The organism is Wolbachia endosymbiont of Drosophila nikananu, from assembly GCF_028981865.1.
Taxonomy (GTDB): domain Bacteria; phylum Pseudomonadota; class Alphaproteobacteria; order Rickettsiales; family Anaplasmataceae; genus Wolbachia; species Wolbachia pipientis_B.
Genome location: NZ_JAPQLL010000053.1, coordinates 1 through 20895, shown reverse-complemented (window position 1 = coordinate 20895; position 20895 = coordinate 1). Strand labels below are relative to the sequence as shown.

Annotated in this window: 17 protein-coding genes and 1 pseudogene; 4 read left to right on the top strand and 14 right to left on the bottom strand. The window is 32.9% G+C overall.

From position 1 onward, the window contains the following. A partial coding sequence (locus tag OZD67_RS03370) for an IS110 family RNA-guided transposase (protein ID WP_274999611.1) occupies positions 1–1321 on the bottom strand: 1321 nt, incomplete at its 3' end. A 119-nt stretch (positions 1322–1440) separates the two neighbouring features. Between OZD67_RS03370 and OZD67_RS03365 the strand changes: the two genes are divergently transcribed. After that, positions 1441–1686 (top strand): hypothetical protein, encoded by a 246-nt coding sequence (locus OZD67_RS03365; protein ID WP_182183399.1) that lies wholly within the window; start codon positions 1441–1443, stop codon positions 1684–1686. Between the two features lie 60 nt (positions 1687–1746). Here the strand turns inward: OZD67_RS03365 and OZD67_RS06600 are convergent. From OZD67_RS06600 to OZD67_RS03345, 3 genes and pseudogenes are all read right to left on the bottom strand, one after another. Continuing rightward, positions 1747–2708: pseudogene (locus OZD67_RS06600) on the bottom strand (IS5 family transposase). Between the two features lie 78 nt (positions 2709–2786). Continuing rightward, entirely contained in the window at positions 2787–3134 is a 348-nt protein-coding gene (locus OZD67_RS03350) for a hypothetical protein (protein WP_259346648.1), read from the bottom strand. A gap of 8 nt (positions 3135–3142) precedes the next feature. Continuing rightward, positions 3143–4615, bottom strand: a complete 1473-nt coding sequence (locus OZD67_RS03345) for a hypothetical protein (RefSeq protein ID WP_182183394.1) — start codon at positions 4613–4615, stop codon at positions 3143–3145. A gap of 408 nt (positions 4616–5023) precedes the next feature. Between OZD67_RS03345 and OZD67_RS03340 the strand changes: the two genes are divergently transcribed. Beyond that, positions 5024–5929 (top strand): DMT family transporter, encoded by a 906-nt coding sequence (locus tag OZD67_RS03340; RefSeq protein ID WP_182183392.1) that lies wholly within the window; start codon positions 5024–5026, stop codon positions 5927–5929. Positions 5930–5976: 47 nt separating this feature from the next. Further along, the gene (locus OZD67_RS03335; RefSeq protein ID WP_182183391.1) at positions 5977–7284 is read left to right on the top strand and encodes a UDP-glucose dehydrogenase family protein; all 1308 of its coding nucleotides are present in this window, start codon (positions 5977–5979) and stop codon (positions 7282–7284) included. A gap of 31 nt (positions 7285–7315) precedes the next feature. Here OZD67_RS03335 and OZD67_RS03330 read toward each other — a convergent pair whose 3' ends face one another. The 10 genes from OZD67_RS03330 to OZD67_RS03285 all read right to left on the bottom strand — a co-directional run bounded on the left by OZD67_RS03330 (position 7316) and on the right by OZD67_RS03285 (position 19455). After that, positions 7316–8446: an MFS transporter gene (locus tag OZD67_RS03330; RefSeq protein WP_182183389.1), complete on the bottom strand. Its 1131-nt coding sequence runs from the start codon at positions 8444–8446 to the stop codon at positions 7316–7318. A 127-nt stretch (positions 8447–8573) separates the two neighbouring features. Then, a complete protein-coding gene (locus OZD67_RS03325; RefSeq protein WP_182183387.1) occupies positions 8574–9626 on the bottom strand; it encodes a threonine aldolase family protein in 1053 nt (350 codons plus the stop codon). Beyond that, a complete protein-coding gene (locus OZD67_RS03320; protein ID WP_182184075.1) occupies positions 9623–10672 on the bottom strand; it encodes a threonine aldolase family protein in 1050 nt (349 codons plus the stop codon). Before OZD67_RS03320 ends, OZD67_RS03325 begins: the two co-directional genes overlap by 4 nt. Before the next feature lies 1 nt (position 10673). After that, the gene (locus OZD67_RS03315) at positions 10674–12449 is read right to left on the bottom strand and encodes an ABC transporter ATP-binding protein (RefSeq protein WP_182183385.1); all 1776 of its coding nucleotides are present in this window, start codon (positions 12447–12449) and stop codon (positions 10674–10676) included. Next, positions 12450–13439 (bottom strand): phytanoyl-CoA dioxygenase family protein, encoded by a 990-nt coding sequence (locus OZD67_RS03310; RefSeq protein WP_182184073.1) that lies wholly within the window; start codon positions 13437–13439, stop codon positions 12450–12452. Positions 13440–13443: 4 nt separating this feature from the next. After that, entirely contained in the window at positions 13444–15120 is a 1677-nt protein-coding gene (locus OZD67_RS03305) for a WG repeat-containing protein (protein WP_182183384.1), read from the bottom strand. After that, complete coding sequence (locus tag OZD67_RS03300; RefSeq protein ID WP_182183382.1) at positions 15081–17408, bottom strand: glycosyltransferase; 2328 nt, start codon at positions 17406–17408, stop codon at positions 15081–15083. The genes OZD67_RS03305 and OZD67_RS03300 overlap by 40 nt, the downstream gene beginning before the upstream one ends. Next, positions 17365–18318: an NAD-dependent epimerase/dehydratase family protein gene (locus OZD67_RS03295; protein ID WP_182183380.1), complete on the bottom strand. Its 954-nt coding sequence runs from the start codon at positions 18316–18318 to the stop codon at positions 17365–17367. The genes OZD67_RS03300 and OZD67_RS03295 overlap by 44 nt, the downstream gene beginning before the upstream one ends. A 125-nt stretch (positions 18319–18443) precedes the next feature. Further along, positions 18444–19193, bottom strand: a complete 750-nt coding sequence (locus OZD67_RS03290) for an NTP transferase domain-containing protein (protein ID WP_182183378.1) — start codon at positions 19191–19193, stop codon at positions 18444–18446. A gap of 61 nt (positions 19194–19254) precedes the next feature. Next, on the bottom strand, positions 19255–19455 hold the full coding sequence (locus OZD67_RS03285; RefSeq protein WP_182183376.1) for a hypothetical protein: 201 nt from the start codon (positions 19453–19455) through the stop codon (positions 19255–19257). Between the two features lie 119 nt (positions 19456–19574). Here OZD67_RS03285 and OZD67_RS03280 point away from each other — a divergent pair. Further along, a partial coding sequence (locus tag OZD67_RS03280) for an IS110 family RNA-guided transposase (protein ID WP_274999611.1) occupies positions 19575–20895 on the top strand: 1321 nt, incomplete at its 3' end.

The following is a 20895-nucleotide window of genomic DNA, read 5'->3' as shown; positions in this document are numbered from 1 at the left end:
CTTGTTGCACTAAAGTATAGCCAAATTCTCGTGCCTTTTTGATCAAATTTTTTACAGCTCTCTCCTTATATCGTGTTTCATAGTATTCCATTCCTTTTTCTACATATTCTTGTCCGTATTTGAGCATACTATAAAATATGCATGCTATTTTTCTTGCAGTAGCTGTTATTGCTTTTGGTGCTCCTAATCGTTTTTTTAATCTCCTGTAGTATGCACCCAATGAACTTTTACTATTTCCTACAGAATTAGCAGCCATTCGAAATGCATTCGCAGCACGATTAATGACTTTACGCGTTCTTGTGCTAAACACTTTTTCTCCTGTAATTTTATTGGCAGGGCTGAGTCCTAACCACGATGAAAAGTGTTTTTCTGTTGACCATTTATTATGGTTTATACCAGTTTCTGAAATTATAGTCTGTATACTTAGTATATCAAGCCCTGGAACTTTAGTAAAATCCATACCAGTTATTCGGTGCAGTTCCTCGTGCAAAGCAAAGTCAGGCTTACTTTTTCTGTGCTTATTCTTTTCCTTACTCAACTGTTTACTTTCGTTAGATTTTGTTTCAAACGTTTTGTAATAGACCTCAATATTTCTATCACATTCTGCTATTTTTTCTTGATAAATATTATATAGTTCAAATTCTTGCTTTAGCGTGAATACATGTTCCTCTCTATAATCGCCAGCTAACGCTTTTGCTATAGTAGACTGATCATTTTTTATTCGTGCATCCCTGAATTGAGCCAATTTCCCAGAATCTCTTTCGCCTTTAATTATAGCCTTGATAATTTTCATACCAGTTACTCCTGTTATATCTCTTATAACTCTATGCAGTTGTATATTCATTTGAATTAATGCCTTCTGCATACGCAGAACATGTGTAGATGCACTTTCAGTGAGGTTCTTACGTTGTCGCACGTAACTACGCAATACACATATCTGGCTATCTGGCCTAAATGACCCTTGGAGTAATCCATAACTATGTAGTTGTTGTAACCACTGACAGTCCTGAACATCTGACTTTCTCCCAGGTACATTTTTTACATGTCGCGCATTTACCAACTTAACTTCAAAACCGTAAGATTCCAGTATTTGAAACAAAGGAATCCAATATACACCAGTTGATTCCATCGCTACGGTTGTAACTTTACACTTTTTTAACCACCTTGCTAAATTATGAAGGTCTTCAGTGAAGCAGCCAAATTTTTGAACACGTTGCTCATCTCTTCTCTCGGGTATACATACATAATGTACAGCCGAACCAACATCTATCCCTGCTGCATCAGGATTCATTACCTCTAATTTACTTTTTGTCATTGTAATTGACCTCCTATAACTTATAATGAAGAAGTATTTAAGCTTGGGACGGTTAGATTATACAATCTTCTAATCGAGGTAGTCGTAATAGACTCCATCAGTGGTTTAACCGTTCCTCCAAAACCATGCTCCCAAACGGGCACTCTAGCACCATTGAGCGTCCGGTTATAACTGCAAAAATACTTCTTAATAAATTATATTTAAAAATTGTTATAGCACTGGATAAAATAGTTTCTTTCAGGTTTAACAAGATTTTTCCTTGTTCGATGCTCCTAACCGAAATATTTTATACTCTTCCCAATCCAGATCCTCATCTTCCTGTAATTCTTGTGGAAGATTCTCTTCTACCTGCTGCTTCTCTTCTGCACTAAACCTTGACCCAGGGCGGCTTTGTTGCATAGCTACTTGCATTAATATTTTATATAAAAAATTTAAGCAGCTGTTTCAAACTTTGGCATACCAATTTCAGTAAATCTATTAATTAAATAGCACTTAATTAATAGCTCTTTTTCACGATTCATTTCAGACTTATTTTTTAAACTAAATCCAAATGTTTTTTTGAGCCTAAAGAAAAAGCCCTCAATATGTGATCTTAAGCCATATTTCATCACCATTTTCCATTCTTTTACACCATCTTCATAGTTTTTGTAAGATTGTATAACCTTAACATTGTTGTTTCTTTCTGATAAATAATCCACCTTTTCACGGACTGTTGCATTCTTTATGGGTCGGATTATAGGTTTAATATTAAGTTCTTTACAAATCTTATATACATTTCTTCCGTCATAAGATGCATCTGCACGAATAGATGAAATGCCATACTTGCCGTCCATTTCTTCAAGCATACTACATACTAATATACTGTCACGTAAAGTTGAATTGGTATACTTAATGGCTATTACTTTTTTGCTTTCTATATTTAAAGCAGCATGTAATTTTCTTACTTGATCTGCTCTATTATACTTTCTTGTTTTGACATTATCTTTGTTATGCTGACCACTATTACTATAGATACTGATTACTGTGCTATCCATAGCAATTTCAATATTTTCTACATATCTCTATTCACTCTATAATCATTGATCTTCATATTGAGCTTACTTAGTCTTCTAGAAGCCTGGGAATAGCTAATGACTTCCAAATCCTTTCCTATCTTTTTTAGATATCCTTTTACAAAACCTACTGCCTGCCTTAAACCTATCCTAAACAGGTGAACTATTATATGTATTAAAATCACGGCCTTATCACTATAAACATTGTTGCCGCCAGACACTTTTGGACTGTTTTCATACCAATTGTCTATTGCTTCATCAATAAAGTGAAAAACATTTCCTCTTTTTTCAAGAAATTCGTTATATTCTCCTTGGTTACTTACTCTCATTTTTTGTGGCATAAACTATATTTCTTTCAAAATGCTTACTTTACAACAAAATCTGTTAGTAACTCATATTTTAAAAGGCTTTTTCCCTTTCTAAAATATTCTTGCTATGCAACAAAGCCACCCAGGGCTGTTCTCATTATCAGCAACAGTATAACACCTGACTATTCTTCTATTTTCTTTATTAGTGAGAACAGCAACTTTTAGATTTCCATAATTGTCAAAACGAAAATAGACTCTTTCATCTTCAACTAATATACCTGCATCATGTGCAGTAGAAAACATACCAAAAAAGAATGTAGGAAAAAAGCCAGGCTTATTAGCCGAATGCAAAAAAGATGGACAGTTGTTTAAAAAACCTACAAATTGTCTACTAAACTCATCACAACCTCCACTTAATAAAGCCCTAACTAATTCACGATCTTCATTATTACCATGCATAAATACTCCTATTTGTTAACAACTGCAGCAGGCGAAATACTAACATTAGTACCCACTAACGTAGATTGAGGACCTTCAGTGCTAGCAGAGAATAAATTCAAATTTCTCGCTGACTTACACAACTCTTCTATTAAATTGCAGGAGCTAGTTGCATCTATCATCTTAGAATTCCTTGTTTTATCTAAACTATTTGCTATCCTCTCTTTTAATGATTTAAAGCTTTTGTCTGAACAACAATCTTTAGCAAACTTTAAAATACTCAAGACCAAATCAACTTTTTCACCATCACCAGCACTTTGAGTATCCTTGCTGTTCTCCTGATCTACAATCAAATTTGAAATTGCATTTTCCATTGCAACAAAAGCAATCCTATCTTTAAAAGGATCGACAACATTTATTTTATTTTGGTTAAATACACTAGATTCCCAAAGACTGCTAATAGCTGACCTTGCTTCATTCCTGTTATCCAAGTCATAATCTTTAGAAACTACAACAAATGAAAGCGATGAGAGAAGATGTGCATATCCTCTAGGTGAAAGCATTTTCTCTACTTCAGATCTTGAACATCCCTCGCTCAAGTACTGGATAACATACTTAGTTGTGCAAAGAAAACCGTGCTCTACTAAGTAACTCAGAGGACGATAGATCACACCCCTATCTTTCTTATTCGGTAGCCCAAGTAGTGACTTATGATCTACTTTTGCGCTTATGACTTTACCTAGAAGGGAATTTAAGGTAGAAGCAAGTTTATAGCTAGATTGCAATGGAGATAATTTTGCAATAGCAGAAACTAGCAATTTTTCTCTCTCTTCTTTCACTAATTTTTCTTCGGAACACAGACGATTATAGAAGTGTTCCACTCCCTTACTCCACTTGAAATCTACAGCCTTATTAAATCCATCTTCTGCTTCTATATTTTCTCTAAGGTTACCTGATTCTTGATCAATCCAGAAATTGAAAACAGGATCACGTCTTCCCATGGAACTTAACAATTCAACTCTTGCAAGCTTATCACTGCAAGCTAAATTTCTATCTTCCTCACATGCACCTTTATGAGATAAGTCAGATCTAAAAGACTCTAACGCCTTGTCAAATAATTGCTTAATTTCACTCTCTACACACTCAATACATGCTATTTTATATATAGCAAATGGATTCAACACACCTGATTTAGCTAATTCTCCTACCAATTTAGCAACATCTAGTGTCGCACCTGACCAACAAGATTCATCACGAAACGCATTACATAAGAGGTCCGATTGCTCAACGGTTAGACCCTCTACTGTTACAGGGTGAGCCTTGACCCATTCCTCAATAGCTGAAGTTCTATCACCTTTAACAACATCCTTCAGCTTACTTATTACTTTGCTAGAGATAATCTCTTTATTTTTTTTAGGATCAGAACTGAGACGAGATCTTTTGCTTGGGCCTGCATTACCCTTCAAATCTTCCGTTCCACGTTTAGTTTTACTTTTTGGCATCTAATTACCTCAAAATCAAATATTCAATGAAGGTATTATACAAGCATTAGAATAATATATAAATCGAAAAATTAGTGTGCACCTAAATTTAAGCAGTAATTATAAACCTGCTGCAAAAGAGGAGATATTAAAGAGAGATGTAGCAAGAGGGAATGAGCTTAAATTATCAAATTAACGTTATTCTACTTTACCTCACTAGCATTTTCCTTACCTTGAGCCTTACTATTACTCACAAATATAAACGTTCGTTACATAGCTCTTAATATGTCTAAAGAGACGAAATTTCCCGAATTATTTATAATGAACCCTCACGATCACATTCTGGGGACGTACATCAGAAAACTTTTATATTATTAGTTTTGTAGTAAAATTATATGAGTACATCGTATCTATTAAATCAGAAGCTTTATGGATTACAGATTGAGAGCTTATTTGTTTGGGGTTATCTGGTTTATACTTAGCTTACTTAGTAGTGTAGCTAATGATACTATATCAAAATATCTAAGTTTACATCTTCAGAGTTTTGAAATAATTTTTTTCCGCTTTCTGTTTACCACTATTACCCTTGTACCTTTTATGTTTTACTATGGAATAGAAACTTTTAAAACAAGTCAAATATCTACTCAAATAACCAGGGGTGGGTTGTTGTTTTGTGGAATGACCTTATGGACTTACGGGTTGACTGTTTTCCCCATAGTAACTGCAACGATTATAAGTTTTTCTATACCATTATTTGTTATACTTCTTGCAATCCCTTTGCTAAACGAAAATATAATTTGGCAAAGATGGATAGTAACTGTTATTGGCTTTGTTGGTATTGGTATTGCTATTACTACCAAAGCTCATAGTGAAGATTTTAATCCTAAAATTCTTATTTTTATTGTATCTGCATTGATCTTTGCTATATTGGATATACTTAATAAGAAACTTGTAATAAAAGAGTCAGTAATAAGTATGTTATTTTATTCAGCTCTAATGACAACTGTTTTTTCTACTCCACCTTTGTTATTTTATTGGCATATGCCTTCCTTGTTGGAATTAGTATTACTGCTGATTTTGGGAATTAATTCAAATCTAATTTTGCTCTTTATGTTAAAAGCTTTTACTCTTACTGATGCTACTGCACTTGCACCTTATAGGTACATAGAGCTAATAATTTCTGCAATAGTAACATACGTTATATTTAATGAATTACCTGATAAAAGTGCTTTATATGGTACTTTGATATTAATACCATCAACCTTATTTATAGCTTATTCGGAAGGTAAGGCAATTAAGAAAAATAATGTAACAACAAAAGTTTATAATTGTTAATGGTATTTATTTTAGATGCTAAGCTATATTTTTAAGGTGATAATAAAATGCACATAACTATTATAGGAGTAGGGTATGTAGGATTAGTATCTGGTACAATGTTATCTGAGCAGGGCCATAAAGTTGATTGCATTGACATAAATACTGAGAAGATTGAACTTTTGAAATCAGGGAAAATTCCTCTATATGAACCTGGATTAGCAGATTATTTAGAGAATAATATAAAGTCACAAAGGATAAGATTTTTCGATTCGTATTTTCAAATAAATCCCAATACAGAAGTAGTATTTATAACTGTAGATACTCCATCAGACTCCCTAGGAAATGCAAATTTACAGAATGTATATAATGCAGTAAGTGAAGTTTCTGAGAGAGTTAATCAAGATTGCTTAATAGTGATAAAGTCAACTGTTCCTCCTGGTACTGCAGAAAATATATATAATTATTTATCTAATAAGGGCTATAACTTTGATTTGGGGGTTAATCCAGAGTTTCTCAAGCAAGGCTCTGCAGTATCAGATTTTTTATACCCAGATAGGATAATAATAGGAGTAAAAACTAAGCTAGCTAGAGCAAAACTAGAAGTTATATATAGATCATTTATAGATAAGAATATTCCGTTAATAGTCACTGATACAGTTACTGCTGAAATGATTAAATATGCTTCTAATGCTTTTCTAGCAACAAAGGTTGCTTTTATCAATGAGATGGCAGGTTTATGTGAGCTATTAGGAGCAGACATTGACCTTTTAGCTAACAGTATGGGAATGGACCATAGAATAGGTAAGGAATTTCTCAAAGCTGGTCCAGGATTTGGAGGATCATGTTTTCCTAAAGATTTGTCAGCTTTAATAAGGCTTGCTGAAGATCACAATGTCAAGCTACAAATTTTAAATTCAGTTAAGGAATCTAACTATAATCATATAACAAACATTGCTAAAAAGGTAGAATATGTATTAAATGGAGTCCAAAATAAAAAAATAGCAATATGGGGGCTAACTTTTAAGTCTGGTACTGATGATGTAAGAAATAGCCCAGCTATAGATATTGCACAATTGTTAGTGAATAACAAGGCTAAAATTACTGCATATGACCCAATGGGGATGGATAATGCTAGGCAAGTTCTAAAGGATATAGAATACGCGGACAATGCTATAGGGGCTGCAAGGGACGCGGAAGCCTTGTTATTGTTAACGGAGTGGAAAGAATTTAAAAATCAAGATTTTGCAAGTTTAAAGAGTATTATGGCTGCACCTAATGTTTTTGATTTCCGTAATTTATTAGATAGCGAGCTATTACTAAGATATGGTTACCATGTTTATTCCTTGGGTAAAAAATCTATCTACAAAGTTTAACTGTTGAGAAATTTTTTTTACACCGCTTTACTTAGTTTTTTAGATCTTTGCTTGATAGTATGGAAAAGCAAACGAGTGCAACAACAGAGCAAATGGAAAAAAATGAAAACATAATACTGTTACCACAGTGCTTAACAAGTACTCCTAAGAGCACGCATGAAAATATTGAACTTGCAATATACCCAAATAATCCTGTTAAGCTTACAATTGCACATACATTATTTTGTGGAGCAATTTCTACAGCTATAACACCTGTCAGTACTTGCACTCCAAATATAAAGAATCCTAATAAGATTGCACCAAGGTTCATAAGAATTATGTTTTGACCAAAGTTCATTGCAATAAAAGTGAGTGCTATACCCAACATATAAAGTGATGCCAGCAAGCTTCTATTTTGAAAGAAGTACATATCACTAATTCTTCCTGTGATTAAAGTTCCAAGGATTCCACCTAAATCATATACGCCTGTTATTAGTGAGGATTGTACAAGAGAAATTTGTAATTTATTCTTTAAAATTATAGGAAACCAAAAGAAGATTCCCATTTTTATAATATAAGCACAAAAAGTAGCACAACATAGAAACCATATGGAACTTGTTACCTTGATACCTATTTGAGATTTATGCACCTTATAATAGGTAGTAAAGTTGGCACTTTCTTTGTAATATGCTTTTAATATTATATAAATTCCAAAAAGTAAGCATAAGAGACCAGAGTACAAAAATGCACTCTTTGCATCATATATTTTTATTATACTTGGTAATACAATTAAAGTAATACAAGAACCAAGTTGCTGAGATGCGCTCATAACTCCCCATGATGATGCAATTAAAGAGATGCTAGAGTTTGTAACCATAAACTTGGTAATAGCTGGCCAACCTAACCCTTGTGTCCAAGCTAATAATATTAATGTTAACAGTAATAAAGTTAGATTATTATATGATAAAGTTATACCAATGGTTAATAATCCAGTTGCAATATTGCATAGCCCAAACATAAATAATGGATTATTTTTGGAGTCCATGATTATTCCATTAACAAATTTTGATACTCCATAAAAAAAAGAAAAGCAGGCAAAAAAATAGCTTAATTTTACATGGTCAGTATCTATTAACAGTGGTAGAGCAATTGGTATACTTTGTCTTGATAAATAAAGCAGCATATATCCACAGAAGAATAGTAAATATTGAAAGAAGACAAAGTTCACACCTATTCCCAAATAGCTCTATGCAGATGCTAGCATAATACTATATTGGTATAATATTGTTTGACAAGAAGTTTGCAAACAATTAGTGCAGAAAATTACTTAGTATCTTTCTTATAGCAGATACAGTAGTATTAATATCTTCATAGCTTATATCTCTATGTGTTATAGCTCTGATTTTACCTTTGATGTTAGCCATTCTAATTCCATAATTTTTCATTAGTACGTTTATTAATTCTTGAGTAGATATACAATTAGTACGTAATGAAAAATACGCTATATTAGTTTTATACAGGTCGATATCAATTATAACTTGATCTATGGAGTCTAGGCCTTCTATAAGGTGCTGCATTTTTTTATGATCTTCTTCTAAAGAATTTACATTATTACGTAGAGCATATAAACATGCAGCTGAAATAATGCCAGCTTGGTGCATACCTCCGCCAATTTGAAACTTATAGTACCAAGCTTTTTCAATAAAATCTTCACTTCCAAGCAATATTGCGCCCATTGGAGCACCTAATCCTTTACTAAAATCAATGAATACCGAATCAAAATAACTTGCATACTCCTTTGGAGATATTTTAGTATGAGCACAAGCGTTGAACAGTCTTGCTCCATCTAAATGAGTGAATACGTCATTCTCTTTGCAGAGACTTGAGATCTCTTGAATATATTCTAAAGGCCACACAGCTCCACCACCAAAATTTGTCGTTTGTTCGATAGAAACAAGCCCAACTCTCGGAATATTTCTTAAACTAGGACGAGTAATAAACTCAACAATTTGTTCTCCAGTAAATATTCCTCTCGTACCTTTGATGGGCAAAGGAGTGGCATGTGCCTGGGCTGCGATCAAGCCAGATTGTACTATGAGCGGATGTGAAGTTTCATCAAGCAGCAAGTAATCACCAGGTCTTTGAATGTGTACTTTATAAGCAATTACATTGGACATTGTTCCTGAAATCAAAAAGATTCCTGCAGGTTTACCTAATATTTTACATGCGGCTGCCACTAATTCGTTTACAGTTGGATCTTCACATGCAGCTTCGTTTCCAACTTTTGCTTTAGCCATAGCTTCCCTCATTTTAGCTGAAGGGTCAGTGTTTGAATCGCTAAAGAAATCTATTTTTATTCTCATATTAAATTTAACACAACCTCCTTTATAATTTCAGCAGCTTTCATGATGTCTGTTTCCTTTGTGCCAAGATGGGTAACTGCTCTTATATGAGACTCGAGCCAAGGAAAAAGCAATAAACCATAAGCTTGGCACTTACTCAAGAAAACCTCATTAGTTACATTTAGTGCTTTTATACTAAAGCTTACTATATTAGTTTCTGGATAAGGTAGTACCAGTTTTATGTGTGGAATTTCTTTAATCTTATCTGCAAGTAATTTAGCGAGCTTATTATCTTCTTTAAGCCTAGAGATATTATTCTGTAGTACGTATTTTGCTGCATTAGCACAATACCCTATCTGATGATAACCACTACCTAGCCAAACCTGTAGCTTTTTAGCCCTTTCAATTATCTCTCTTTTACCCATAAGCATTGAACCAAAAGGAGCGCCAAGTCCTTTAGTAAAAGAAAAGCTCATTGTATCCACATATTTAGCATAATCTGCTAAAGCAATATTTGTTTCGATATGAGCATTAAATATTCTTGCACCGTCTAAATGAAGATTTACATTGTGAGCTTTTAAAAAGTGATATAACTCGACTTGTTTTTCAAAAGGATAAATTTTACCATTAAACCCATTTATACTATTTTCTATAGAAACAAGACTCACCTGAGCAAAAATTTTATACCTCGGCTTAGAATTAATAGCATATTCTACTTCAGCAACATCTAAGATTCCGCTGTTATTTCTAATACAATTAAATACGATATTATTTACTTTTGCATTGCCTGCACTATCGAAAAAATTAATGTGATAATTATAATTAGTTATTAGTTCATCACCAGGACTTGTTTGACTGGCAATGGCTAATCTATTTGCAAGCATACCGCTGGTTACAAATAATGCTTCTTCTACTTTGAATAATTGTTTGCAATATTCTGATAAGTCATTACAGCTTTTGTCTTCACCATAAGCAAAATCTCCAACAGTTGCATTACTTATTGCATGTATAACGTTGGAGCTCTGCAGAGTTGTAGTGTCACTTCTCAGATCAATAATTTTTTCCATCTTATTTCTTGCCATTCAAACAACCAATTTGAGCATTCCAAAGTTCTTTATAAAGACCGTGCTTAGAAACTAGTTCAGCGTGTTTACCATCTTGGACAATTTTTCCTTTGTTAAATACTAGAATTCGGTCCATGTGTAAAAGTGTAGAAATACGGTGTGCTATAGTAATCGTAGTTTTATTTTTCATCAATTTGAATAAACTCATTTGAATTGTTTTTTCTGTTATAGAATCTAACTGACTAGTTGGTTCATCAAGAAATAATATTGGAGCGTTTTTTAAAAATGCCCTTGCTATTATTATTCTTTGTCTTTCTCCTCCAGATAGCTTGATGCCTTTTTCTCCGACTGTAGTTCCATATTGATCTGGTAGAGTCATAATGAAATCGTGAATACCAGCCAGCTTTGCAGCTCTCATTATTTCTTCGATAGTAGATTGAAGTCTACCATATATGATATTTGCTAAAATAGTATCATGAAATAACAATGCGTCTTGAGGTATTACAGATATTTGTTGCCTCAAAGAACTCTGTGTAACTTCTGATACTATTTGATTATCAATCTGTATATTACCTTTTTTAACATCAAATAGCCTTAGGATTAAGTTTATAAAAGTAGATTTACCACCTCCAGAATAACCAACTAGACCTACTTTTTCGCAAGGATTAATGGTAACTGAGAAATCTTGAAATAATGGCTCCTGACCTTCATAAGAAAAAGAAACATTATTAAACGTTATTCTTCCACTTAATAAATTTAATTCTTTAGCATTTTCCTTATCTTGAATTTCTGGTACAGTAGTCAAGATTGGCAATGCATCTGAAACTTTGCCGAAATGAGTAGAAAATTGCGTAAGATTCCTAGTTAGATGGTTAAGAAACTCTATGATCGATATATTAATTCCAAGTACAAGAGCAATATCTCCTATTGCGATTTTGTTCAATTGATAATCATAAATTAAAAAGTACAAGTTTACTGCTTGGAGTATATCAAATGAATAGCCATATATAAACCAAAGACAAAAGTATGCCCATTGTAATTTTCTCTCTGCAATAGTTCTTTTCTTGCATATTTGAAAAAATTTGTGTCTCTCATGTGCTTGCTGAGAAAATAGCCTTACTGATATAACATTTAAAATACTATCTGCTATACTAGCTATTACTTGTGAATTTTGTTTAGAGTAATTATCAGCTAGTTCAGTAAGTACACGAAAGCTGAAAATCGATACTAAAATAAAAATGCTTACCCAAGTGAATGTAGCGATTGCAAATTTTATGTTTACTAATGATAAGGTATAAATAGCTAAGACTAATGCTATGCTGTAACCGAAAAAACAATCTATAAGCAATCTTATTAACTCTATCACACTATCCATTAAGCTACTGACCTTATGTACTAAGCTTCCAGATAAATTGTTCTGATAATAGGAATGGTCTTGTTGGAGTAGTCTACAAAAAGATATATCAGCTATCTTTTGACGCATTAAGGTAAACATTCGAATGTCAACAAAATAGCCATAGAATCTAAAAGCAGTAGTGATAAGTAATGCCATACCAAGATAAGCGCTTACAGGTAATAAAAGATTCTCAATTACATTACCTTCCTGATATTTTACAGCTGTATCTAGAATATTTTTTACTAAATACTTTCTAAAAGACAAATCAACAGCTACCACCAGGGCAACTAAAGACATTATAAGTACATTAAGTTTGAATTTAGATACTATATTCAAGATGAACATCAATACACATTTGAAGCTATCAACTCTACTTCTGTTCATTTATAATGCTAGCTCCACTACGTTGACTTTTTTATTGAGAAATACAAGTAGTGAAAACCATAAATTTTTGTATATTTTTCCTGAGATGTCTCCAGCATCATGTAGTGCTGATGCTCGATTCAGAATAAGTAGCTTATATAAATCTCGCTTAGCCTCAGTAGTGTCGATCTCAGAAATATTTGTAGTTGTATCTGTAATAAAGGCTAACCAGCTCTTGATAAGTTCTTCCATGTTTTTTGCTTTTACACTTTCCTGGTAGCCAAACAATGACAAGCATTCTCTCAGTACAGATTCTGTTAACTCACCACAATTGAGTATACCAAAAACTGAAGGCTGAGGTTTTGGCACATAGGGAAGATCTTGATCTTTTATAATCCACCTTGTTACATAAGCAAATCTATCTTTAGCATCTGTATTCTTATCACTACCATGCCATAACCATGAATCAAAAACTATTGCATCTCCTGCTGAAATAGGTAATGACTTAATTTTGTAATTTTCCCGATTATTTGAGTACTGATCAAAAAAATATGGGTACCAAAAATCAACTAAAGGCTGTATTTCCCATTTATGACTGTTTTCTATAATTTGCAGTGCACCTGAAGTTTCACTTACATTATTCAAAGCTAACCAAACAGAAAAGTGGTAAGGATCATTGAAACTATAGGAGATGTCTTGGTGGAAGGGAACTGCATCTATTAAATCAGCAGTTTTACATATAACATTTGATTTTTTCTGCAGTATCTGACACTGAAGTGACTTTTCAAGGTAATTTTTAATAATTTTATCTAATGCTTGAGAGATAATTCTAGTTACTTGAGATGACGTGCCCCATCGGCCGGTACAGTTTAAGTAGTCAGAAGTTGAAACACTTAGTTCTTGGGATAGCTTTGATATCTTATTTGTTATATCACTTAAAGACTGAGTTATTAGCTCTAAAGGAACCAGATTTTTGATAATAAAAAAACCATTTTTTTGTAATGTTTCCATATGATTAACACCTGACATCAATAACTGATAAGTAATCTGTTAAAGGTATAACAGCAAAAATTTTGAATCCTTTTACTTGTTTGAGTATTTTTTCCCAATCGCTTAATGTTCTTAGTTTACCTCCTGTTTCAACCATTACATTAATATCTACAGAGCCTCCAGCTGGAGAGCGGTAATCTAAAATAGTTTCTATCAATAAAATACGAGATATTCCTTTGACCAATTTTAAATAAGATAATACTTTATCATCATCATAATGCTGTAGAAAGCGGCAAAAGACACCTAATTCATAATTTGTAGCTGATAGTTCTTCCTGAGTTATAAGTTTGACTTTTAAATTTTCTACTAACTGTCTTGGCACTTTATGTTCGTTATATAGGCCTATGGAACCTTTATTGTGTATATCAGAATAAGCAAGAAATAAAGAGTGTACACCAAATAGCAATATATTCTTAGCACCATCTATATTAATCCTAGAATTAAACTCTTTAGTATCAAACCTAGAATATCCTAGCAATGCTTGGTAAAACGCTATTTTCTTATCTTCTGATGCTTCTCTTTCCTTAAAAGATTCAAATGAAGAGATTGACTTCTGTTTTAGTATATCGGCAATCTTTAACCAATTCTTTTCAGCGGCAACTCTCGCCCACATTATTGATGCTTTTGGCAAAAATGGTATTTCCTTAAAACACTTACCTTTTAATGATAGTTGCCACAAGTCGTTGTTCTTATCATAATCAATAAACCCTACTTCCCACAACGCCCTTAACAGCCTTTCTAGATTTGGTACGATAATGTTTAACTTTTTAGATAAAACCGGCATAGTTGCAGGTAAAATATTTAACAAATCAAGTTCAATAGCAACGCTTGTTAGGTACGTTTTCCAAAAGGCTGAAAGTTCTGCAGAAATCCTATGCACTTGAGATTCTTTACCTAAATCAAAAATACTAAACTTTACATTTCCGGTAATATCGATTTGTCCTAACACACCTTCAAAAGTTTCAACTTTTGCCATGCCATTATAGAATGCTTCTACCATTTTAAATCTCTGCTGGTAAACAGGATTACCATTAATATCTATATGAAACCAACCATGTTGATCTTCTGCAATAGAATATCCTTTATGAAAAACATTAAGTTTTTTATACCATTTATTATGTACTAACTTTCCATGATGATTAATATGTGTAGCTTTACCATCCTTATAGACTACAGCGATACCATCCTTAAAATCTCCAACATAATCATATTCCTCCTGATAAATCCTGTTGCCATTTAAATTAATATGAAAACATTTATCATGTCTTCTAACTATACAAGCATCTTCCTGATAATTTCCAACCCATTGATACGACTGTTTATATACTCTACATCCAGATGAATCAATATGGTAACACCCTGTATCATCTTCTACGGCTGCTCTATTGAAGTAGAATCCAAAAGTTTTTAGAAATCTATGATGATAAACTGCTTCTCCTCTTACATTGATATGATAAGCACCTGTCTGATCATAAACCGGTGCAAGACCGGGCTCATGAAATTTACCAGCCTTTATAAACCTATTTTCATACAAAGGATTTCCTAGTAATTCGTGAAAACTCTCACACGGTGAAATTTTAATAGATTTAAGATTATCTTTGATTAATTGATCAAAGGTTTTCTCATGTTGCATGTTTTGCATAATTTATAATTTAAATAATTCTTTTGTAAGCTTAGGTACTCACTACTCTGCCATATTTCCTCGAGTTTAACCTCATTAACATTACCAAAATTTCCTAATGTCTTACGGAGTTCATCTGGAGCACAGCAAGGACTAAACTTTCCTTCATTGTTTATCCATGCTTCTTTACCTAAAAATGGGCATTGACCACCTGGAGCCAAATCCTTAATACCTTCTTGAGAAAGGATTGTGAAATTTTCTAATTTTATCTTTTTACCATTTGGCAATAGCATATTATCTCTAAGTTCGTATAACCTTCTCACCTCCGTGTTCCATCTACTAATTGCTAACTCATCTCTTCTCATAGATAGATCCTTAATTTCCTCAAAATGTGCCCAAAGATGATGTCCTTTAACTCTATCTATGCCGTTTTTTATGGCCATCTTAACTATGTCATAGAGTTCATGTAAATTACTTTCCAAAAATGTTAATTGTAAAGTAACGGTACACCTTTCACCTGTATCGCTAAAGTATTTATCTCTAACTTCAAGGAAAGTTTTTAAGTTTTCTGTCACTACTTCCCATTTTGAACCTTTCATGATTCTTTCATGAGTTTCTTTAGTTGCCCCATTCCAGGAAATCTTAACATCAGATAAAATTGGTACCAATAGTTCAGCCCATTTTCTAGCTCCTTTAATGGGAAAAGAACCATTGGTCGTGAGGTTAAGCTTCAGGCCGAACTCATGGCACAAATTGATTATTTCATCAAAGCTTTTGTACATTAAAGGCTCACCCATAGTAGAAGGAATGATTTCCCTTAAAGGTGTACCAGCTGCTTCTTTAATTACTTTTCTGATAGTTTCTATTGATAGTATCTTAGGTTTTATTCCTTTAGCTTTCTTCTCTTCTTTAACTTTACTGTATGGTGAAAAACATTCGCACATTATACAAGAAAAATTGCAGTAATCTGGATTAGTATCAAAAGTAATTCTCCAAGGACCGGGTTTAACAGCTACTGATTTGCCTTTCTTTTCAATAGCATTACGGTAAATCTTGTTAAGTTTTTCAGTATGCTCACTTATAGAAGGTATATTTCCATTTTCAGTATAAGGATAGCCTTTTTGGGTAAGTTTATTGTATAACTCCTGATTTGTAGATAGGACTTGCATTTTTTCTGATAAACTACTTGCATCTCTGTGCTTAAACAATAGTCCATCTCTTACATATTCTGCCATGCCACCATAATCGGCTGTTATAACTGGTATTCTAAGTTGCTGTGCTTCATGTATTACTAACGGTGAATTTTCACCCCAAATTGAAGGAACGACTATTGCATCAACTTTATTAAATACGTCAGTAACTATATTCTTATTATCATAACTTCCCATCCACTCTATTCTTTCTTTAACAACAGGTGAAAACTGATTGGCAATCGCTTTTAAGGCTTTAGTTTCTTCTTTTGCTGCTCCCCAAATTCTAAGTTTTACTTTAGATGATAAGTGAGAAAAAGCTTTCAATAATAGATCAATACCTTTTTCGGGAGTATGAGTACCAATATAACCGAAAATAAACTCTTTTTCTTGTGCTCTATTTCTATTCTTAAGACGATTGAGATCAAAACCATAATCAAGATAAGAAATTTTGTTTATCGGAACATTAAAATCCTGAGTAAATTTGTCCATCAAGAATTTCGATGGGGAAATAAAGTAATCTATATAGTCTATTATTTTCCTTGTGTGCTTCATTCTAGTTGCAACCCATTGTTCCCAATAATTTATGTCTAAATTCAGGAATTCTTTATCTCCTGTAAAATATCCTTTGTAACATTGGGTTGCACATTTTTGATCCTTTTGTCCATCACAAAGCCGTAACAAATCTTCAGAATTGCGTTGAATAAACCTTCCTCTTGGACACATTAACCAAAAGTCATGTAGTGTAAAAATTATAGGTATATTTTCTTTAAAAGCAATTTCTGGTAAAGTAATTGATAGATGATTAAGATGACCAAAATGTATAAGATCTGGCTGAAAGTTATCTATTACTCTTTTAAATTGTATATCTACTTCTTCATTGATAAATTTGTAACGATATTTAGCTATGGGTATATTAATTAAATGCAGTAAGATTCGAGAATCACTACGATCTAGGACTGTAGTGTAATAAAAATCAGGTAAAAAGCTATTTTCATACCTAGTAAATACTTGTACCTCATTGTTATTTGCTAGTTCATGAGCAAGAGTTTGGCTATAAACCTCTGAACCAGCACTATAATAAGGAGGGTAGCCATGAATAACTTTTAATATTTTCATATATTACCATATCTATATTGTTAGGATATTCTTGTGTATTGTTTTGTAGACTTTTTATAAATTTACTTAATCCTACTTCTAATGAATGTTTTGGAGACCAACCAAGTAGCTCTTTAGCTCTAGTAAAATCACCATAGAACTTAGTTACGTCAAAATTTCTTGGAGGATAAAAATCAATTCTAGAATCACTTTTCGTGACTTTTAATATTGTTTTTGCTAAGTTTTCTAAAGTACATGGGCTATTAGTAGTAAGATGAATAGCAGGAAGAGAAGATTTTTCGCTTTGTAAATATTTAACAGTTAAGCATATACCCTCTATAACATCATCCAAATAGGTAAAATCAAAAACACATTCTTTACCTTCTATTTTAATTGGATCACCTCTTAATGCATTAATACAGAGTGCAGGAATTACTCTACTGTTATGATCTAGTAAACCACCGTATACATTTGAAAAGCGTAATATTGCTACATTAAAATCTTTTGAACTTGTTATTTGTTCCTCAATAAATGCTTTACCTTTGGCATAATTATTTATTGGATCGATACTAGCAGATTCTGTAACTGGCAGTTCCTTCTGCTCTCCATAGACTTCCCTACTACTTGCATATATAAACCATGGTTTATTTGAAAGTGACTTACATAACCCTAAAAACTGCATTGTACCATCAACATTAATTTTTCTACACAGTTCAGGATAAAGTTCACCATGTATAACTCGAGAAATTGCAGCCAGATGAATAATTCCTGTACACTTAGCAAGTAGTGGTACTATATCTTCTGAAAAAAAACTGAGTGGATTGTTGTGAAACCTAATATCACAGCTTATTACTTCATGGCCTTGGTTTTCTAACTTTTTCACCAAGGTTGACCCTATCAAACCTGCAGCACCTGTTATTAATATCCCCATGTATACCCTCTCACTACAACTAGGAAAATTTGTCGTACCAATTATCTTACAAGTAAGAATCAAAAGGTATTATAAAACCAGTATAAAACAAATGTCAACTTAAATTAATGAATAAGAAAATGTAGTTATGAAAGAAAAGTTGGCCGCCTTTTTTTTTGAAAATAGTGTTCGGCTTTAATCAAATCCTCTTTATTATTTACTCCCATTGCTTCTCTTTCATCAGAAACTACATAACCTACACTCAAGTTATTGTTTGCTGCAATGGGTACTATATCATTAAGACAATATTCATTGGTCGAATTATTAAATTTTATTTCTTTTACTAAGGTAAAAAGATCTTTAGCATATGAAACTATTATTCCAGAGTTTGCAAGAAGCATTTTATCTCCATTTTTTAGGATTTTTTGAACATTTCCGTAATTATCAATTACTAATCTTCCATATTGTTCATCTTGACTATTGAATCCAAGAAGAACTAAATTATTATACTTTAAACAATCAGTCATTTTCATAACTGTATCACTAGATATAAAGGGAGTGTCTCCATACTGTATTAAAACTATGTCTTGATCAGATAACTCCTCCAGATTTTCTAGAGCAATTTTAACTGCAGTGCCAGTACCTGTAATATCTTCTTGAATTATTAGTTTTATATTGTATTGATCGATTATACTTTTTAGGGTATCAAACTTTTCTAAATCTTTTAGAAGGGAGTTGTTAACAACAATTGATAAGCTTTTTAGACTCAGCAATTTTGCATTAGAAATTATATGTTCTAAAAGAGTAAGATTTCCCACTTGGTGCAACGCTTTTGAATATTCAGAATTCATTCTACTGCTCTTTCCTGCTGCTAATATTATCAAAATGTTACTCATACATGACTTAGGGATTGATTAGATAGTAAGTTAATTTATAATTAATAAGATGTAAAGTCCACTATAATTTTCTAAATGATCTAGATCTTGGCACCCTCATTAGAGTTTCATTTAAGAGCATCGAACAAGGAAAAATCTTGTTAAACCTGAAAGAAACTATTTTATCCAGTGCTATAACAATTTTTAAATATAATTTATTAAGAAGTATTTTTGCAGTTATAACCGGACGCTCAATGGTGCTAGAGTGCCCGTTTGGGAGCATGGTTTTGGAGGAACGGTTAAACCACTGATGGAGTCTATTACGACTACCTCGATTAGAAGATTGTATAATCTAACCGTCCCAAGCTTAAATACTTCTTCATTATAAGTTATAGGAGGTCAATTACAATGACAAAAAGTAAATTAGAGGTAATGAATCCTGATGCAGCAGGGATAGATGTTGGTTCGGCTGTACATTATGTATGTATACCCGAGAGAAGAGATGAGCAACGTGTTCAAAAATTTGGCTGCTTCACTGAAGACCTTCATAATTTAGCAAGGTGGTTAAAAAAGTGTAAAGTTACAACCGTAGCGATGGAATCAACTGGTGTATATTGGATTCCTTTGTTTCAAATACTGGAATCTTACGGTTTTGAAGTTAAGTTGGTAAATGCGCGACATGTAAAAAATGTACCTGGGAGAAAGTCAGATGTTCAGGACTGTCAGTGGTTACAACAACTACATAGTTATGGATTACTCCAAGGGTCATTTAGGCCAGATAGCCAGATATGTGTATTGCGTAGTTACGTGCGACAACGTAAGAACCTCACTGAAAGTGCATCTACACATGTTCTGCGTATGCAGAAGGCATTAATTCAAATGAATATACAACTGCATAGAGTTATAAGAGATATAACAGGAGTAACTGGTATGAAAATTATCAAGGCTATAATTAAAGGCGAAAGAGATTCTGGGAAATTGGCTCAATTCAGGGATGCACGAATAAAAAATGATCAGTCTACTATAGCAAAAGCGTTAGCTGGCGATTATAGAGAGGAACATGTATTCACGCTAAAGCAAGAATTTGAACTATATAATATTTATCAAGAAAAAATAGCAGAATGTGATAGAAATATTGAGGTCTATTACAAAACGTTTGAAACAAAATCTAACGAAAGTAAACAGTTGAGTAAGGAAAAGAATAAGCACAGAAAAAGTAAGCCTGACTTTGCTTTGCACGAGGAACTGCACCGAATAACTGGTATGGATTTTACTAAAGTTCCAGGGCTTGATATACTAAGTATACAGACTATAATTTCAGAAACTGGTATAAACCATAATAAATGGTCAACAGAAAAACACTTTTCATCGTGGTTAGGACTCAGCCCTGCCAATAAAATTACAGGAGAAAAAGTGTTTAGCACAAGAACGCGTAAAGTCATTAATCGTGCTGCGAATGCATTTCGAATGGCTGCTAATTCTGTAGGAAATAGTAAAAGTTCATTGGGTGCATACTACAGGAGATTAAAAAAACGATTAGGAGCACCAAAAGCAATAACAGCTACTGCAAGAAAAATAGCATGCATATTTTATAGTATGCTCAAATACGGACAAGAATATGTAGAAAAAGGAATGGAATACTATGAAACACGATATAAGGAGAGAGCTGTAAAAAATTTGATCAAAAAGGCACGAGAATTTGGCTATACTTTAGTGCAACAAG

Excerpts from the sequence above, each read along its gene's own strand:
- OZD67_RS03320 (WP_182184075.1), bottom strand. The coding sequence starts at position 10,672 with ATGGAAAAAATTATTGATCTGAGAAGTGACACTACAACTCTGCAGAGC.
- OZD67_RS03330 (WP_182183389.1), bottom strand. The coding sequence starts at position 8,446 with ATGCTGCTTTATTTATCAAGACAAAGTATACCAATTGCTCTACCACTG.
- OZD67_RS03310 (WP_182184073.1), bottom strand. The coding sequence starts at position 13,439 with ATGGAAACATTACAAAAAAATGGTTTTTTTATTATCAAAAATCTGGTT.
- OZD67_RS03335 (WP_182183391.1), top strand. The coding sequence starts at position 5,977 with ATGCACATAACTATTATAGGAGTAGGGTATGTAGGATTAGTATCTGGT.
- OZD67_RS03300 (WP_182183382.1), bottom strand. The coding sequence starts at position 17,408 with ATGAAAATATTAAAAGTTATTCATGGCTACCCTCCTTATTATAGTGCT.
- OZD67_RS03350 (WP_259346648.1), bottom strand. The coding sequence starts at position 3,134 with ATGCATGGTAATAATGAAGATCGTGAATTAGTTAGGGCTTTATTAAGT.
- OZD67_RS03340 (WP_182183392.1), top strand. The coding sequence starts at position 5,024 with ATGGATTACAGATTGAGAGCTTATTTGTTTGGGGTTATCTGGTTTATA.
- OZD67_RS03325 (WP_182183387.1), bottom strand. The coding sequence starts at position 9,626 with ATGAGAATAAAAATAGATTTCTTTAGCGATTCAAACACTGACCCTTCA.
- OZD67_RS03305 (WP_182183384.1), bottom strand. The coding sequence starts at position 15,120 with ATGCAAAACATGCAACATGAGAAAACCTTTGATCAATTAATCAAAGAT.
- OZD67_RS03315 (WP_182183385.1), bottom strand. The coding sequence starts at position 12,449 with ATGAACAGAAGTAGAGTTGATAGCTTCAAATGTGTATTGATGTTCATC.
- OZD67_RS03345 (WP_182183394.1), bottom strand. The coding sequence starts at position 4,615 with ATGCCAAAAAGTAAAACTAAACGTGGAACGGAAGATTTGAAGGGTAAT.
- OZD67_RS03285 (WP_182183376.1), bottom strand. The coding sequence starts at position 19,455 with ATGCTCCCAAACGGGCACTCTAGCACCATTGAGCGTCCGGTTATAACT.
- OZD67_RS03295 (WP_182183380.1), bottom strand. The coding sequence starts at position 18,318 with ATGGGGATATTAATAACAGGTGCTGCAGGTTTGATAGGGTCAACCTTG.
- OZD67_RS03290 (WP_182183378.1), bottom strand. The coding sequence starts at position 19,193 with ATGAGTAACATTTTGATAATATTAGCAGCAGGAAAGAGCAGTAGAATG.
- OZD67_RS03365 (WP_182183399.1), top strand. The coding sequence starts at position 1,441 with ATGCTCCCAAACGGGCACTCTAGCACCATTGAGCGTCCGGTTATAACT.